This window comes from Actinomadura monticuli (assembly GCF_041463655.1).
Taxonomy (GTDB): Bacteria; Actinomycetota; Actinomycetes; order Streptosporangiales; family Streptosporangiaceae; genus Spirillospora; species Spirillospora monticuli.
Genome location: NZ_JAXCEI010000004.1, coordinates 153,016 through 165,762, shown reverse-complemented (window position 1 = coordinate 165,762; position 12,747 = coordinate 153,016). Strand labels below are relative to the sequence as shown.

Below are 12,747 nucleotides of genomic sequence, written 5' to 3'. Positions count from 1 at the left end.
GACGCCGGTTTCCGTAACACGGATGGCATCTGTTAACTTGGCGAACGTGTTGCGTGAGCTGCTCCTCCTTAGCGGCCGCAGCGGGGGCCTGTAAGACAGGTCGGCTCCCTCGCTGCGGGACTTTGACGTGGACGTCGGCCGCGAGGTTCGAGCAGAGAGATCTCAACGGATGTATCCGCAACAGCAGTCTTCCGGCATGCCCTTCCAGCGCTACCGCGCCTTCGCGCCGATCAGGCTCGCCGACCGCACCTGGCCCGACCAGGTCATCACCGAGGCCCCGCGCTGGTGCGCCGTCGACCTGCGGGACGGCAACCAGGCGCTGATCGACCCGATGGACGCCCACCGCAAGCTCAAGATGTTCGAGCTGCTGGTACGGATGGGCTACAAGGAGATCGAGGTCGGCTTCCCGGCGGCCAGCCAGACCGACTTCGACTTCGTCCGGCAGATCATCGAGGAGGGCCGGGTCCCCGACGACGTGGTGATCCAGGTCCTGACGCAGGCCCGTCCGGAGCTGATCGAGCGGACCTTCGAGTCGGTGCGCGGCGCCAAGCAGGCGATCGTCCACCTGTACAACTCGACCAGCACGCTGCAGCGCCGCGTGGTGTTCGGCCAGGACAAGGACGGCATCACCGCGATCGCCGTCGAGGGCGCCAAGCTGTGCGCCAAGCTCGCCGAGGACATGGGCGACACCGAGATCTTCTTCCAGTACTCGCCGGAGTCGTTCACCGGCACCGAGCTGGAGTACGCCGTCGAGGTCTGCAACGCCGTCAACGACGTGTGGAAGCCGACCCCGGAGAAGAAGGTCATCGTCAACCTGCCGGCGACGGTCGAGATGGCGACGCCGAACGTGTACGCCGACCAGATCGAGTGGATGAACCGGAACCTCGCCCACCGCGACTCCGTCATCCTGTCGCTGCACCCGCACAACGACCGCGGCACGGCCGTCGCCGCCGCCGAGCTGGGCTACATGGCGGGCGCCGACCGCATCGAGGGCTGCCTGTTCGGCAACGGCGAGCGCACCGGCAACGTCTGCCTGGTGACGCTGGGCCTGAACCTGTTCACCCAGGGCGTCGACCCGCAGATCGACTTCTCCGACATCGACGAGATCCGCCGGACCGTCGAGTACTGCAACCAGCTGCCCGTCCACGAGCGGCACCCCTACGGCGGCGACCTGGTGTACACCGCGTTCTCCGGCTCCCACCAGGACGCCATCAACAAGGGCTTCGACCACCTGAAGCGGGACGCCGAGGCCGCCGGGTCGACGGTGGAGGAGCACCGCTGGGAGGTCCCGTACCTGCCGATCGACCCGCACGACGTCGGCCGGACGTACGAGGCCGTGATCCGCGTCAACAGCCAGTCCGGCAAGGGCGGCGTCGCCTACATCATGAAGACCGAGCACTCCCTGGAGCTGCCGCGCCGGCTGCAGATCGAGTTCTCCCGGGTCGTCCAGGAGCACACCGACAGCGCGGGCGGCGAGGTCACGCCCGAGCGCATGTGGGAGATCTTCCAGGCCGAGTTCCTCGCCAACGGGCCGCGCGCCGGGCTGCTGGCCCACCGCGCCACGTCCCGGGTGGACGAGAAGGACGCGCTCAGCTGCGACATCCGCGTCGACGGCGAGATCCGCGAGATCGAGGGCGTCGGCAACGGCCCGGTGTCCGCGTTCGAGGACGCGCTCGCCACGATCGGGATCGACGTCCGGGTGCTGGACTACGCCGAGCACGCGATGAGCGCGGGCGGCGACGCGCGCGCCGCCGCCTACGTCGAGTGCGATGTGAACGGCGCGACCGTGTGGGGCGTCGGCATCGACGGCAACATCGTGACCGCGTCCCTGAAGGCGATCCTGTCCGCCGTGAACCGGGTGTCCCGCGCGCAGGAAGCGTGAGCGTCCCGCGCGGGACGAGTTCGACAAGGACGCCGCGTAGCCCCCGCTCCGTCGCGGCCCGGCTCCACCGCCCCCGGCCCGCCGGGCCGGGGGCGACGCGATCGACTCAGCGTGCGCGCCCGAGGACGTGGTGGACCAGCTCGCGGAGCGGCCCGTTGAGCTGCGCCTCGCCGACGGTGGTCCGGTCGCCGTCGATGTCGATCTCGTACAGGAACTGGTCGGGGATCCGGCCCGGCGGGGGCACGCTCTTGAGGTCCACCCGGTGGACGAGCCTCATCAGCATGGGGTCGCTGGCGCTGTCGGACTCGGCGCGCCGCTCGATCCCCGCGAACCCTCCGCTGCGGACGATTGTCACTTTCACTGCGCTATCCGTTCGCCTCCAGGGGGACGCCTACCCCCGTCCAGGCCCGGTTCACCGCCTTCGTCTCGACCGCTTCGGCGCCGTACAGACGGGTCGCGGTCCGGACGGTCGCGGCGGCGAAGCCGGCGAAGTCGATGTCGGCGGCGAGGGTGCCACCGGTGAGCGTGTCGTACCAGACGCGCCCGGCCTTCTCCCACGCGCTGCCGCCGATGGCGGTGGCCACGAGGTAGAAGGCGCGGTTGGGGATGCCCGAGTTGATGTGGACGCCGCCGTTGTCGCGGTAGGTCTCGACGTAGTGGTCCATGTGGGCGGGCTGCGGGTCCTTGCCGAGGCGGGGGTCGTCGTAGGCGGTGCCGGGCTCCTTCAGCGAGCGGAGCGCGACGCCGTCGACGCCGGGCGCGAGGAGGCCCTGCCCGATGAGCCAGTCGGCCGCGTCGGCGGTCTGCCCGAGATGCCACTGCTTGATCAGCGAGCCGAACACGTCCGACATGGACTCGTTGAGGGCGCCCGCCTGGCCGTAGTACTCCAGGTTCGCGGTGTGCTGGGTGACGCCGTGGGTGAGCTCGTGCCCGGTGACGTCCAGGCAGCCGGTGAACGAGGTGAACACGACGCCGTCGCCGTCGCCGTACACCATCTGCTCGCCGTTCCAGAAGGCGTTGTCGTACTTGTCGCCGTAGTGGACGGTCGAGACCATCCGCAGCCCCGCCCCGTCGATCGAGTTGCGCCGGTACGCCGCCTCGAAGAAGTCGAAGGTCGCGCCGAGCCAGTCGTAGGCCTGGTCGGCGGCCTCGTCGCCGCAGGCGGGCGCGCCCTCGGCGCGGACGGTGCGGCCGGGCAGCTCCTCGCGGTTCTGCGCGTCGCCGATCGTCCGGTCGGGGACGAAGTCCTCGGTGGGGGAGGGGACGCCGGCCGCGGTCGTCCTCCGGTCGGCGAACTGCGCGGAGGTGAGCGCCAGCGTACGGCGGGCGCGCTCGCGCAGGGCCGGGTCATCGGCGTCGCGGGCGATCCGCTCCAGCATGTGCGGTGGCACGATGTGGCATCTCATGCCCCAACGCTGCCAGCTCCGGATGGTTCGAGCCATGACTTTCGCGGGGACACCGCGGCCGAATCCGGTCACGGTACGTGATTGTTGTGGAGCGCAGCGGCACTACTCGGGTGCCTTGTGAAGAACCTGGGGAGATGTCCGGACGTAGCGCCGGGGCATCGCGCCGGGTGCGTCAGAATGAACGGGTGACCCTCTACCGCGACGAAGGCATCGTCCTGCGCACCCAGAAGCTGGGCGAGGCCGATCGCATCGTGACGGTGCTGACCCGGCGCACCGGCCGGATCCGCGCCGCGGCGAAGGGGGTCCGCAAGACCAGATCCCGTTTCGGCGCGCGGCTGGAGCCGTTCACGCACGTGGACCTCCAGCTGTACGAGCGGCGCTCCCTCGACCTCATCACGCAGGCCGAGACGCTGCGCCCGTACGGCGAGGCGCTGGTCACCGACTACCCGCGCTACACCTCCGGGACGGCGATGCTGGAGACGGCGGAGAAGCTGACGAGCGAGGAGGGCGAGCCCGCGCTGCGGCAGTTCCTGCTGCTGGTCGGCGGGCTGCGCACGCTCGCCGAGCGCCGCCACGACCCCCGGCTCGTCCTGGACGCCTACCTGCTGCGCTCGCTGTCGGTCGCCGGCTGGGCGCCCGCGCTCGACGAGTGCTGCCGCTGCGGCACCCGCGGCGGGCTGCGCGGGTTCGCCATCGCGGCGGGCGGCGCGGTCTGCGCGAACTGCCGCACACCGGGCGCCGCGACCCCGGCGCCGCCGACGTTCGCGCTGATGCTGGCGCTGCTGCGCGGCGACTGGGAGTACGCCGACGGCAGCGAGCAGCGCCACCGCGCCGAGACCAGCGGGCTGGTGGCCGCCTACCTCCAGTGGCATCTGGAACACGGGATCAGGTCGCTCCGCCATGTTGAGCGCGACGCGCATCCCGGCGAACACACCGAAGACACCGACAGGGAGCGAGTTTGAGAAGGGCCGTATCGCCGCCGGAGCCGCACCGCGACGGCGCCACCCCGCCCCCGATCCCCGCGGACCTCGTGCCGCGGCACATCGCCATCGTCATGGACGGCAACGGCCGCTGGGCGAAGGAGCGCGGGCTGCCGCGCACCGAGGGGCACAAGCGCGGCGAGGACTCGCTCTTCGACGTGATCATGGGCGCGATCGAGCTGGGCGTCCCGTACCTGTCGGCGTACGCGTTCTCCACCGAGAACTGGAAGCGCTCGCCGGACGAGGTCCGCTTCCTCATGGGCTTCAACCGGGACGTGATCCGCCGCCGCCGCGACCAGCTCCACTCGATGGGCGTCCGCGTCCGGTGGGCGGGCCGGCGGCCGAGGCTGTGGCGCAGCGTGATCAAGGAGCTGGAGACGGCGGAGGAGATGACGCGCGACAACGATGTCCTCACCCTGCAGTTCTGCGTGAACTACGGCGGCCGGGCCGAGATCGCGGACGCGGCGGCGGCGATCGCCCGCGACGTCCGCGACGGCAGGCTCAACCCCGACAAGATCAACGAGAAGGTCTTCGCCCGCTACCTGGACGAGCCCGGCATCCCGGACGTGGACCTGTTCCTGCGCTCGTCGGGCGAGCAGCGCACGTCCAACTTCCTGCTGTGGCAGTCGGCGTACGCGGAGATGGTGTTCCTCGACACGCTCTGGCCCGACTTCGACCGCCGGCACCTGTGGCACGCGTGCGAGCTCTACGCCTCCCGCGACCGCCGGTACGGCGGCGCCGTACCCAATGCGGTTGTTGCGGGTCAGGCGCCCGGGGGCGCCTGACCCGCAACAACTGCGTGCGATCGCTGCATCGCTCCGGCTCGCCCAGGGGGCTCGCTGCGCGATCAGATTCTCGCTTCGCTCGAATCTGCCTTCGGACGCGATCGCGACGATCTAGGTCGGTCCGTGGCTGGGCAGACGGTTGCGGCAGGTGGTCAGGCGAGGGCCGCGTCCAGGGTGATCGTGGTGCCCGCGAGGGCCTTGCTGACCGGGCAGCCGGCCTTGGCGTCCTGCGCGAACTTCTCGAAGTCGCCCGCGGACAGGCCGGGCACGCTCGCCCGGACGGTCAGGTGGACGCCGGTGATGCCCTCGCCCGGCTGGAAGGTGACCTCGGCCTTGGTGTCCACCTTCTCCGGCGGCGTCCCGGCGCCGGCGAGGGCGTGCGAGAGCGCCATCGAGTAGCAGGTGGAGTGCGCGGCGGCGATCAGTTCCTCCGGGCTCGTCCGCCCGCCCGGCTCCTCGGACCGCGACGCCCAGGTCACGTCGTAGGTGCCGAGCTTGGAGGAGTCCAGCGAGACGGTCCCCTGCCCCTCCAGGAGCGAGCCTTCCCAGTGTGCGTTTGCGGTGCGTGTCGTAGCCATGACCCGATTCTTCACCATGGCGGCGCCGGGTGGATCATCAACCCGGTAAAGCCCCGCGTCCGCGCGGCACATCGGACGCGGACGCGGGGCGTTCTCCCCGGAACGGGGTCCTGGATGACGTCCACTAGGTGACGTTCACCGCGGACCAGGCCGCGGCCACGGTGCTGTACTGCGTACTGCCCGCGCCGTAGAGGTCCGCCGCCGCGCTCAGGGTCGCGGTGCGCGCGCCCTGGTAGTTCGTCGAGGACGTCATGTACGTGGTCAGCGCCCGGTACCAGATCCTCGTGGCGGCGTCCCGGCCGATGCCGGTGATCGTCGAGCCGTTGGACGTGGGGCTGTCGTAGGAGACGCCGTTGATCGTCTTCGCCCCGCTGCCCTCGGACAGCAGGTAGTAGAAGTGGTTCGCGACGCCCGAGGAGTAGTGCACGTCGAGGTTCTTGGTGCTGGACGACCAGGAGTCGGCGGAGTTGCCGTCCCGGCTCGGCCGGTCCATGAACCGCAGCGCGGCCCGTCCGAGGCCGGGCAGGGCGACCTCCTCGCCCACCAGGTAGTCGCCGACGTCGCCCCCGTTGTTCGCGTAGAACTCGACGGCGGCGGCCATGATGTCGGACGTCGCCTCGTTCAGCCCGCCGGACTCCCCGGAGTAGGTGAGGTTCGCGGTGGAGCTGGTGACGCCGTGGCTCATCTCGTGCGCGGCGACGTCCAGCGACGTGAGCGGGCCGAGCTGGACGCCGTCGCCGTCGCCGTAGGTCATGCAGAAGCACGAGTCGTCCCAGAAGGCGTTGGCGTAGCCGTCGCCGTAGTGGACGCGGTTGAACGAGCCCTTGCCGTCCCCGGCGATGCCGATGCGGCCGAAGACGTTCTTGTAGAAGTCCCAGGTCATGTCGGTGCCGAACTGGGCGTCGACGGCGACGGTGGCGCGGTCGGACGTCGTGCCGCTGCCCCAGTGGTTGTCGGCGTCGGTGAACAGCGTGGCGGGGGCGCGCGAGAAGCACCAGATGAGGAAGCAGAGGTCGGTCTCGTTCTCGGCGTCGCCGGTGTAGGTGTTACCGCGCGACGGGTCCTTCAGCTGGTAGGCGCCGCCGGACAGGGTGGTGTTCAGCGGCACGGTCCCGGTGTAGAGGGACCTGCCGTCGCCCGCCTCCGTGCGGATCGTCTCCTCGCGCAGGAGGACCTTGCCGGTCGCGGCGTCCACGGACGTGAACACGCGGCTCGGCGTCCCGTCGGCCTGGGTGCCGGCCGTCTGGACGCGCCAGGCGAGCCGGGGCTGGTGGTCGGCGGTGCGCGCCTCGACGACGAGCGCGGGGGAGCCCTCCGCCTTGCGGTGCCTGGTGACGGCCCGCTCGCTGGCGGTCTTGGCGGAGACCTCCGGCGTGGCGTCGGCCGGCGCCTTCGCGAGCGTGCCGCTGCTGCCGCGCCATGCGCCGGACGCCGTCTGGTGGACGACGATGTCGCCGCCCAGGACCGGCAGTCCGGCGTAGGTGCGCGTCATCCGGGTGTGGGAGGTGCCGTCCCGGTCCATGGAGACCCGGACGACCTTGAACGCCTGGCCGTCCCCGGCGCGCACCTGCGCGCCGCGTTCGGCGAGCGCGTGGAGCGCGCGCTCGGCGGCCTTCTGCGGGGTCGGCGGGGTCGGCGCCTGCCGCGCGGACGCGGGCAGCGCGGTGCTCGCGGTCGCGAGCAGGGTCGCCGAGGCCAGGAGCAGGGTCCTTCGGCTGGTGAACGCCCGTCTTGTCATGAACGCCCTCTCGTGCGGGCGCCACGCACCCCCGAGAGGCCCGCCGTCGGGCCTCGTCGTGGCGACGGGGTCATTTATGACATAGGGCAGGACGGTTGTAGATGTGATAATTCGCCAAGAATCGCCTACAGGGCGTGTGAACTACGCGTCTTGCTACTGATCAGTAGGTGCGGGTCGCCGGGTCAGCGCGGCTTCGCGGCGCACCCGCCGCAGGTGCCGAACACCTCGACGGTGTGCGTGATGTCGGTGAAGCCGTGCTCGGCGGCGATCGCGTCCGCCCAGCGCTCCACGGCCGGGCCCTCGACCTCGACCGTCCGGCCGCAGCCGCGGCAGACCAGGTGGTGGTGGTGCTGCTCGGTCCGGCAGGCGCGGTAGACGGCCTCGCCCTCGTCGGTGCGCAGCACGTCGACCTGGCCCGCGTCGCTGAGCGCCTGCAGCGCCCGGTAGACGGTGGTGAGGCCGATCTTGGAACCGTCGGCGCGGAGGTCGGCGTAGATGTCCTGCGCGCTGCGGAACCCCTCGCAGCCGGCCAGCACCTGCCGCACCGCGTCCCGGCGGGCCGTCGTCATCCTCTGAGCACCTCCGCCTCGGCATCCACGCGCGCCTCCACGCGACCGTCCACCCGGCCCTGCACACCGGGCCCGGCGTGGACGGCGCCGCCCGCGGCCGCGCGGGCCCGCCTGCGGCGCACCACCGAGCCCCCGGCGACCGCGACCGTGAAGACCGCGAGGGCCAGCAGCACGATCGAGGGGCCCGGAGGGAGATCGTACTCGAAGGACCCCGCGAGGCCCGAAACGGCCGACAGCACCCCGATCCCCATCGCCGCCAGCATCGTCCCCCAGAACCCCCGGGTGAGCTGCTGCGCCGCCGCGACCGGGACGACCATCAGCGCGCTGACCAGCAGCAGCCCGATCGCGCGCATGGAGATCACCACGGTGACCGCGGCGGTCGCGGCGATCAGCACGCTGAGGAACCGGACGGGCAGCCCGGCCGCCCGCGCGACCTCCTCGTCCAGGCACAGCAGGAACAGCTCGCGGCCGAACACCCCGATGATCGCCAGGACGGCGGCGGCGAGCCCGGCCACCACGTACAGGTCGGCGACCGTCACGCTGCTGATCGAGCCGAACAGGTAGGACGCCAGCGTCGCCGAGCCGCCGCCGTTGGCGTTCGTCAGGATCACGCCGCCCGCGAGCCCGCCGTAGAACAGCAGGGCGAGCACGACGTCCCCGCCGCTGCGGCTGCGGGCCCGCAGCACCTCGATCGCCACCGCGCCGAGCACCGACACGACCAGCGCGGCGAGCACGGGGGAGGTGCTGGTCAGCAGCCCCAGCCCGATGCCGGTCAGCGCGATGTGGCCGATGCCGTCGCCGAGCAGCGACAGCTTCCGCTGCACGATGAACGTGCCCACCGCCGGGGCGGTCAGCCCGATCAGCACCGCCATCACCAGGGCGACGCGCATGAAGTCGTACTGCAGCATCTCGCTCACGCGGGACCTCCCGGGGTCGCGGTCCGGCCGGCCGTCGCGGCGCGGGCGGTGGTCTCGCGGACGACGCGGCCGTGGTCCAGCTCGACCGTGCGGGTGACGAGCGGCTCCAGCGGGCCCAGCTCGTGCGCGACGAGGACCACGGTGCGCCCGGCCCGGGCCAGCTCGTGGAGGGTGGCGGCGAGCGCCGCCTGGCTGCGCGCGTCCACGCCGGCGGTCGGCTCGTCCAGGACGAACACGTCCGGCTCGCCGGCGAGGGCGCGGGCGATCAGCACCCGCTGCTGCTGGCCGCCCGACAGCAGGTGCGCCGAGTCGCGGGCCCGCCCGGTCAGCCCGGCCGTCCGCAGGGCGCGGTCGACGGCGGCGCGGTCGGCCGCCCGGTCGGTGAACAGGGCGGGCAGCAGCCGGGACCGCCGCGCCACCCGTCCCGACGCCACGACCTCCCGGACGGTCGCCGGCACCCCGCCGCCCATCGGCAGCCGCTGCGGGACGTATCCGACGCGGTGCCGGGCACGGAACCGGGCGGCCGGCACGCCGTAGATCTCGGTCCGGCCGGCGGCCAGCGGGATCAGCCCGAGCAGTGCCTTGACCAGCGTGGACTTGCCCGCGCCGTTCGGACCGAGGACCGCCAGCACGTCGCCGGCCTCGACCCGCAGGTCGACGCCCGCGAGGACCTCGCGGCCGTCCCGCCGGACGGTGCCGCCCGTCATCGCGAACGGCGGTGCCGTCTTCCCTGCCGGGCGGTTCATGTGCACTCCAGGGCGGGACGCAAGGTCCGCAGGTTCTCTCGCATGATCGTCAGGTAGTCGCCGGACGAGCCGTCCTCGACGCCCTCGACCGGGTCCAGCACGGCGGTCCGCACGCCCGCCTCGCGGGCCAGCGCCTCGGCGACCTTCGGGCTGGCCAGCGTCTCGGTGAAGACCGTCGTCGCGCCGGAGGCGGACACCAGCCGGGTCAGCTCGGCGAGCCGCTTGGGGGAGGGCCCGCCGGACGGGTCGACCCCGGCGACCGGGATCTGCCGCAGCCCGTAGCGGTCGGCGAGATAGCCGAACGCGGCGTGCGCGGTGACGATGTCCCTGCGCGCGCAGGTCCGCAGGCCGTCCCGGAAGGCGCGGTCGAGCGCGGTCAGCTCGCCGGCCGCGGCCCCGGCGCGCCGCCGGTACCCGGCCGCGCGGGCGGGGTCGGCGGCGGCCAGCCGCTCGCCGAGCGCGGTCGCGACGGTCGCCATGCGGCTCGGGTCGAGCCACACGTGCGGGTCGTAGGAGGACTCGCGGTGGCGGACGCCGTCGTGCGCCTCCTCATCGTCGGTCTCGCCGGGCGGCGGCAGCTTCTCCACCAGGTCCGCGGCGTCCAGCGACCTGCCCCTGGCGTGCCTGCCGACGGCGTCGTCCACGGCGGGCTGGACGCCCCCGACGTAGACGGCGAGGTCGGCGTCCTCGATGTCGGCGACCTGCCGGGCGGTCAGCTCCAGGTCGTGCGGCTCGGTTCCGGGCTCGGTGAGCGTCCGCACGAAGGCGTCGTCCCCGCCGACCCGCTCCGCCAGCCACGCCATCGGATAGAACGACGCGACCACGGCGGTCTTGCCGGGCGGGACGCCGGCGTCCGCGCCGGCGCACCCCGCCAGGCCCGCGGCGAGCCCGGCCAGGGCCAGGGCGGCCGCCGGGAGGGCGCGCGGGGAGGGGCGGAGGCGGAGCACGGAACGATTATGGACGAAGATGAAAACGGTTGTCAAAACCGGCCGATGCCGCGTCCCAGGGCGAAGCCGACCAGGACCGCCAGCGCCGCGATCCGCAGCAGCCGGCCCGAACCGTCCAGCGCGGGCCAGTTCAGGTAGGCGAACCAGCCCAGCGCGGCGGCGAGGACCAGCAGCCCGGCCGCCGCGACCCAGCCCGTCCCGGCCATGCCGACCACCAGCAGCACGAACACTGCGGCGAGCAGCGTCCACCGCGGCAGCCGGTGCAGGAACACCACCGGCGCCGCGCTCCGCCGCTCGACGGCCGCCCGCAGGCCGCCGCCGCGCTCACCCCGCTCACCTTTCGTCTCCACGGTCCCCAACGTACTGCCAGGATGGACGGATGATCGCGATAACCCGGTACCGGGTGCCGGGCGAGCAGGCCGGCGGGTTCGCCGAGCGGATGACCGCGGTGCTGGCGATGCTGTCCGCGAGCCCCGGCTTCCGCTCCGGCCGCCTCGCCCGGACCGTCGACGACCCCGGCCTGTGGGCGCTCGTCACCGAGTGGGACGGCGCCGGGCACTACCGGCGCGCCCTCGGGGCGTACGAGGTCCGGCTGGAGTTCATGCCGCTCGCCGTGCTGGCGGTGGACGAGCCCGGCGCCTACGAGGTCGTCAGCTCGGCCTGAGCCCGGCCGGTTCACGGGCGGGGCAATCGCCGGGCAAGAAGCGCCCTGCCCCGGTTTCGGCCCCCGCGACCATGGTCATTTTGCCCCTACACGATCACGCCGCGGTCCTCGGGGGAGTTGCGATGCGCCATGCCGTCCTGTTCAGCGTGCTTTCCGGGGCGGCGGCGGTCATGCCCGTCCTCGCCGTCGCCGGGACGGACGCCGACCGGTTCGCGGTCCGGCCCGCCGGACCGGCGGCCGACGCCGCGCCGGCCGGGGCCGTCCGGCCGGCCGGGGACGCCGCGCCGCGCGCCGTCGAGTACCGCGGGCTGCGCGTCCCCGTGCCGGCGGGCTGGGAGGTCCACCGGCTCGACGCGGACCCGACCCGGTGCGTCCGCTACGACCGGCACGCCGTCTACCTCGGGCGCCCCGGGCCGCAGCAGGACTGCCCGGCCCGGATCGTCGGGCGCACCGAGGCCGTCCACATCGAGCCCGCCGGCCACGGTCGCGGCTCGCGGACGATCGTGCACGCCGACAGGCTCGCCGCTCTCACCATCGCGCCGAACGCCGGCCACGAGACGCGGCTGACGCTCCCCGAGGCCGGCGTCATGATCACCGGCGTGTACGGGCGCGACCCGGGACGGCTCCAGCGGATGCTGCGCGGCGCCCGGCTCTCCGCGAAATGGACCGCGGCGCCGGGCGCGTCCCCCGCGTCGTCCAGGCCCGACGTCCGCCGGGAGGCCCCGGACGAGGCCACGGTGCCCGGCGCCGGCCTGGAACGTCCGTGGGTGCGCGGCAAGGGGTTCGACACGTGCACGGCGCCGTCGCTCGCGACCATGCAGGCGTGGCGGCCGTCGTTCAAGGTCACCAACATCTACATCGGCGGCGCGGCGCGCGGCTGCGCGCAGCCGAACCTCACCGCGTCCTGGGTGAGGCGGGTCCGCGCGATGGGGTACCGCATCACGCCCACCTACGTCGGCCTCCAGGCGCCGTGCGGTACCCGGCCGCAGCGCTTCACCGCCCGGAACGCCGCCGAGCAGGGCGCGAAGGCCGCCGGGGACGCCGCCCGCAAGGCCAGGGGCCTCGGCATCCCGGAGGGCAAGCCGATCTACCTCGACATGGAGGCGTACAACAGCAGGAAGAGGGCGTGCAGGGCCGCCGTCCTGCGGTTCGTCGACCGGTGGGTGAAGCGGCTGGAGGCCGAGGGCTACGTCCCCTGCCTCTACAGCAGCGCCAAGTCCGGCATCCGCGACGTCGGCCGGGCGACCGGGATCAGCAAGCCCGCGGCCGTCTGGTTCGCCAACTGGAACGGCCGCGCCTCGGTCCGCGACGACCCCTACCTGCCCGACCACTGGTGGTCCCCGCACCGCCGCATCAAGCAGTACCGGGGCGGCCACAAGGAGACGCACGGCGGGGTCACGCTCAACATCGACAGCAACATCGTGGACGGGCGCGTCTACTAGGGGCCTTCCAACCGGCCGTGTGCCCTAAGCTGGGGAACGCTCTCCGGCGCCGGCGACGACCGCGCCGGGGCTCATCACCGGGGATCACACTCG

Annotated in this window: 14 protein-coding genes; 5 read left to right on the top strand and 9 right to left on the bottom strand. The window is 72.9% G+C overall.

What is annotated here, in order from left to right; genetic code table 11:
- The first annotated feature begins 169 nt into the window (after positions 1-169).
- Complete coding sequence (leuA, locus tag SM611_RS09940; protein ID WP_371948958.1) at positions 170-1,882, top strand: 2-isopropylmalate synthase; 1,713 nt, start codon at positions 170-172, stop codon at positions 1,880-1,882.
- A gap of 106 nt (positions 1,883-1,988) precedes the next feature.
- On the opposite strand, the gene SM611_RS09935 is transcribed toward leuA, so the two are convergent.
- Together SM611_RS09935 and SM611_RS09930 are read right to left on the bottom strand one after the other, a co-directional pair.
- Entirely contained in the window at positions 1,989-2,243 is a 255-nt protein-coding gene (locus SM611_RS09935; RefSeq protein ID WP_371948957.1) for a protealysin inhibitor emfourin, read from the bottom strand.
- A 4-nt stretch (positions 2,244-2,247) separates the two neighbouring features.
- Positions 2,248-3,288, bottom strand: a complete 1,041-nt coding sequence (locus SM611_RS09930) for a M4 family metallopeptidase (RefSeq protein ID WP_371948955.1) — start codon at positions 3,286-3,288, stop codon at positions 2,248-2,250.
- 185 nt (positions 3,289-3,473) lie between these two features.
- On the opposite strand from SM611_RS09930, the gene recO reads away from it, so the two are divergent.
- Positions 3,474-4,250, top strand: coding sequence for a DNA repair protein RecO (recO, locus tag SM611_RS09925; RefSeq protein ID WP_371948953.1), 777 nt, complete (start codon positions 3,474-3,476; stop codon positions 4,248-4,250).
- Positions 4,247-5,053: an isoprenyl transferase gene (locus SM611_RS09920; RefSeq protein ID WP_371948952.1), complete on the top strand. Its 807-nt coding sequence runs from the start codon at positions 4,247-4,249 to the stop codon at positions 5,051-5,053. Before recO ends, SM611_RS09920 begins: the two co-directional genes overlap by 4 nt.
- A 152-nt stretch (positions 5,054-5,205) precedes the next feature.
- On the opposite strand, the gene SM611_RS09915 is transcribed toward SM611_RS09920, so the two are convergent.
- The 7 genes from SM611_RS09915 to SM611_RS09885 all read right to left on the bottom strand — a co-directional run bounded on the left by SM611_RS09915 (position 5,206) and on the right by SM611_RS09885 (position 10,898).
- Positions 5,206-5,631 carry an OsmC family protein gene (locus SM611_RS09915; RefSeq protein ID WP_371948951.1) on the bottom strand — a complete coding sequence of 142 codons (426 nt, stop codon included), beginning with the start codon at positions 5,629-5,631 and terminating at the stop codon, positions 5,206-5,208.
- 124 nt (positions 5,632-5,755) lie between these two features.
- Positions 5,756-7,369 carry a M4 family metallopeptidase gene (locus SM611_RS09910; protein WP_371948950.1) on the bottom strand — a complete coding sequence of 538 codons (1,614 nt, stop codon included), beginning with the start codon at positions 7,367-7,369 and terminating at the stop codon, positions 5,756-5,758.
- A 182-nt stretch (positions 7,370-7,551) separates the two neighbouring features.
- Complete coding sequence (locus SM611_RS09905) at positions 7,552-7,938, bottom strand: Fur family transcriptional regulator (RefSeq protein ID WP_371948949.1); 387 nt, start codon at positions 7,936-7,938, stop codon at positions 7,552-7,554.
- Positions 7,935-8,855, bottom strand: coding sequence for a metal ABC transporter permease (locus tag SM611_RS09900; RefSeq protein ID WP_371948948.1), 921 nt, complete (start codon positions 8,853-8,855; stop codon positions 7,935-7,937). Before SM611_RS09900 ends, SM611_RS09905 begins: the two co-directional genes overlap by 4 nt.
- Positions 8,852-9,601: a metal ABC transporter ATP-binding protein gene (locus SM611_RS09895; protein WP_371948947.1), complete on the bottom strand. Its 750-nt coding sequence runs from the start codon at positions 9,599-9,601 to the stop codon at positions 8,852-8,854. Before SM611_RS09895 ends, SM611_RS09900 begins: the two co-directional genes overlap by 4 nt.
- A complete protein-coding gene (locus SM611_RS09890) occupies positions 9,598-10,548 on the bottom strand; it encodes a metal ABC transporter substrate-binding protein (RefSeq protein WP_371948946.1) in 951 nt (316 codons plus the stop codon). The genes SM611_RS09895 and SM611_RS09890 overlap by 4 nt, the downstream gene beginning before the upstream one ends.
- Before the next feature lie 32 nt (positions 10,549-10,580).
- Complete coding sequence (locus SM611_RS09885) at positions 10,581-10,898, bottom strand: DUF6703 family protein (protein WP_371948945.1); 318 nt, start codon at positions 10,896-10,898, stop codon at positions 10,581-10,583.
- A gap of 29 nt (positions 10,899-10,927) precedes the next feature.
- Here SM611_RS09885 and SM611_RS09880 point away from each other — a divergent pair, with 29 nt between their 5' ends.
- Positions 10,928-11,212 carry an antibiotic biosynthesis monooxygenase family protein gene (locus tag SM611_RS09880; protein ID WP_371948943.1) on the top strand — a complete coding sequence of 95 codons (285 nt, stop codon included), beginning with the start codon at positions 10,928-10,930 and terminating at the stop codon, positions 11,210-11,212.
- A 122-nt stretch (positions 11,213-11,334) separates the two neighbouring features.
- The gene (locus tag SM611_RS09875; protein ID WP_371948941.1) at positions 11,335-12,654 is read left to right on the top strand and encodes a glycoside hydrolase domain-containing protein; all 1,320 of its coding nucleotides are present in this window, start codon (positions 11,335-11,337) and stop codon (positions 12,652-12,654) included.
- Positions 12,655-12,747: the final 93 nt, after the last annotated feature.